The following is a 3,069-nucleotide window of genomic DNA, read 5'->3' as shown; positions in this document are numbered from 1 at the left end:
AAAGAAAATTTGTACTATTGGGCGATATCGAAGGTATTCATGACCCATTCCACGACCATGGCCCACCATGGCGTTTGACCTTATTATACGGATGGTTTACTATTAGCTCACGGGGAGGTGTGGCCATGAATTTTACGGGAATTGTCAAATACCAAATGCAGGAGAGGGGTATTACGCCTGCTGGGCTAGCCTCAAAGATGGGGTTTACGGTCCAGTATATCTACAAACTGTTGCAAGGGAAAAAACGGTGGAACGAGACCACCATGACCAGGGCGTGTGAAGCTCTGGGTATTGAAATTGAGTTTGCCCAGAAAGATACCGGCCCGGACGAGGCTGCCATCCAGTAGCGTCCGGCGCCGGTTTTTTGCACATAGAAAGGGGTGAATCAGATGGTAGGTACTCTGCAAAAGGTTTTCGAGTACCATGGAGCGATTGTTAGGACGGCCCTGCGGGACGGGGAACCGTGGTTTGTGGCTAAGGACGTGTGCGACATTCTGGAGATCGTCAACTACCGGGACGCCATGACGCGCCTGGACGACGACGAAAAGGGTGTCGTTTCAACCGACACCCTTGGCGGCACCCAGGAAATGTTAATCGTCAACGAGTCTGGCCTCTACGCATTGGTCCTCACCAGCCGGAAGCCGGAGGCTAGAAAATTCCGCAAATGGGTCACCAGTGAAGTTCTTCCCGCAATCCGAAAAACCGGCAGGTACGAGGCCCGCCCCGTTCCCTCCGACCGGGCTATGCGGGCCGAGGCGCAGCTGCGCAACGCCCAGGGGCGCCAAGCACGGCTATTGCTCCTGGCGGCAAATGAATACAGGGACATTCTGTCTCTTGAGGCCGTCCAACTCCTGGTCTCTAAGGCCGTGGAGATAGCGGCAGGCCAGCCGGTACTCCCACTGCCCGCAATCGACAAGGACTACACGGCAGAAGAAATCGGCCGAGAATGTGGGTTGACCGCTAACAAAATCGGCCGGATAGCCAACCGATACGGAATCAAGACCGGGGAATACGGACATTACGTTCTGGACAAATCTCCATACTCCAACAAGCAGGTCACAACCTTCCGGTACAACGAAATGGGCCGCGCCAAACTCCTTGAACTGGCCGATGACGAAAAGTCCAAATAATAACCTGCGCAAACTCACAATAACGGAAGGGATGTGGGATGATCCGGCGCATCAAGTTTTGGTGAGCGTCCCGCCGGGTCGAAAAAAGAGCGGCGGGAACGTGAATGGCGGCGCATCAGGGGGTTGCAGAAGTTACGGTGTTTGATGGGAGGGAGGCAGTAGTGGTGGTGGTATGTCCCGGCTGCGACGGGGCCGGAGTGCTGTGGGACGACGACGAAGAGACTGAGTTTACCTGCGCGACCTGCCGTGGTACTGGTTGGGTGCGGCGCAACTGCGCCATCGACCAGGCCATGACAATTTCAGGAGGGACAAATCCATGAGAAGCCTTGATCGGTTTAGTGAGCCGTTGGCTGGCGAATATGCGCGGCCTAGCCATCGCTGCGCGGAGTGCGGCGGCCCCATCTATCCCGGCGAGGATTACATCCTCACGGAGTGCAGTGAGACGGTGCACGCCTATCCCAACGGCTGCTGGCTGCGCTACCGGGAGCGGACGATAGATGCGGAGCCCGCGGTTCTCCGGACGGCGGAATAGAAAGGAGGGTTGGTCATGTTTTGGCGGATCAGGCTGTGGCTGTGGCACCGCCAGTGGCAGGCGGAGGCGCGCAAGCGAGAGCAGCGGAAGGCGGAACAGTGGCGGAAGATCTTTGCATCAGGAGGGTGGATCAGATGAAAACAGTGACTTTTTGGGATTGTGAGAAATGCGGCCACAGATACACGGACCCGGCCATGGCCGCACAGTGTGAGGCATATCATTTCAAGCCCACTACAATTTTAGAAGTGAAGTGGGACCCGCAGGAAGAGTTCCCCACGTTAATCTCAGTGGAGGGACCGTGTGGCCAACCTGTTCTGTATGTCAAATACGAAGGAGAATTAGAATGAGTGAGGATCGGGTACCGTATTTCGCATCGGTCATTGAGGACATCCTGCGCGACTGGCGGGAACCGAAAGATGCGCAAATGGCGGAAATAGTTAAACAATTAATCCAAGAGGAGGAACGAACTATGGATACTATGGGCACCGTGGACGCACCAATGACGAAGAGCTGCGATCAGGAGATCGCGCCGCTCCTGGACCCGGAATTGGAGGTCATGGATCAGCCGAAGAAGCCGATGACCTGGCACGACGCAACAATGATCATGATCGATATGGTGGCCGAGTCGATGGGACTGCCGCGTCCCTACCGGCGCGACTTCGCCAAGGAAGCACTGGAACGGGGAACCCGGCTGACCGTGGATCGCTGGCGGGTGAAATGTCCGATATGCGGCCAGACGCAGTATATCTGGAGGGATTTCCCGGAGGCTCCCTGCCCCGGGTGCGGCTATAACGAGTGGTCGTGCGAAAATGTGGAGATCACCTACGCACCCATTCTGCTGGCCTTGGACCGGCTCACGGGGCAGCCGGTGGTGCTGGGCGAGGTCGATCCCCGGACGGGCAGGCTCAAAAATGACGAAGGAGGTGTAGCGGATGTATAAGATCGTCATCGAAAAAGATGGTACCAAAACGGAGGTGGACGCCACGCAGTTTTTCCTGGTTTTTGAGGAGGCGACAGGGCGGCTGGGCGTCGCGGCGCGGGCGTCGGTGGGCATACTGAGCGTGGCATCGATGATAGCTTCGCAAAATGCCATGGCGAGTCTTGCAAAGGGCAGCGGGGAGGAGGATACCCATGAGACTCCTTGAGCTTGGCATCCGAAGCTTCAAGGGCGTGGCATCGCTCGACCTTCCCCTCGGTGGCCGCGACGCGACCATATACGGCGCCAACGCCACGGGCAAGACCACCGTTGTGGATGCCTACCTGTGGCTCCTCTTCGGCCGCGACTCGGCCAACCGTGCCGACTTCGCGGTCAAGACCCTGGACCCCACCGGAAACGCCATCCCCAACCTGGACCACGAGGTCCGCGCCGTCATCTCCCTGGACGATGGCCGGACCGTCACCCTGAAG

General features: G+C 57.6%; 6 protein-coding genes. All 6 read left to right on the top strand.

Annotated elements, in window-relative coordinates; all coding sequences use genetic code 11:
• Window positions 1-347 (top strand): helix-turn-helix transcriptional regulator (locus tag RTI30_RS13640; RefSeq protein WP_312284062.1); only part of this gene is annotated, 347 nt, incomplete at its 5' end.
• Window positions 348-470: 123 nt separating this feature from the next.
• Window positions 471-1,130 carry a Bro-N domain-containing protein gene (locus RTI30_RS13635; RefSeq protein WP_409449720.1) on the top strand — a complete coding sequence of 220 codons (660 nt, stop codon included), beginning with the start codon at window positions 471-473 and terminating at the stop codon, window positions 1,128-1,130.
• A gap of 316 nt (window positions 1,131-1,446) precedes the next feature.
• Window positions 1,447-1,662, top strand: a complete 216-nt coding sequence (locus tag RTI30_RS13630) for a hypothetical protein (protein ID WP_312284060.1) — start codon at window positions 1,447-1,449, stop codon at window positions 1,660-1,662.
• A gap of 343 nt (window positions 1,663-2,005) precedes the next feature.
• Window positions 2,006-2,602 (top strand): hypothetical protein, encoded by a 597-nt coding sequence (locus RTI30_RS13625; protein WP_312284059.1) that lies wholly within the window; start codon window positions 2,006-2,008, stop codon window positions 2,600-2,602.
• Entirely contained in the window at window positions 2,595-2,807 is a 213-nt protein-coding gene (locus RTI30_RS13620) for a hypothetical protein (protein ID WP_312284058.1), read from the top strand. Before RTI30_RS13625 ends, RTI30_RS13620 begins: the two co-directional genes overlap by 8 nt.
• Window positions 2,794-3,069, top strand: a 276-nt coding sequence (locus tag RTI30_RS13615; protein ID WP_312284057.1) for an ATP-binding protein, incomplete at its 3' end; no start/stop codon positions are given. The genes RTI30_RS13620 and RTI30_RS13615, both read left to right, overlap by 14 nt.

The organism is Candidatus Igneacidithiobacillus taiwanensis (assembly GCF_031962545.1).
GTDB classification, from domain to species: Bacteria; Pseudomonadota; Gammaproteobacteria; order Acidithiobacillales; family Acidithiobacillaceae; genus Igneacidithiobacillus; species Igneacidithiobacillus taiwanensis.
This window is presented reverse-complemented; position numbering and strand designations above follow the sequence as displayed.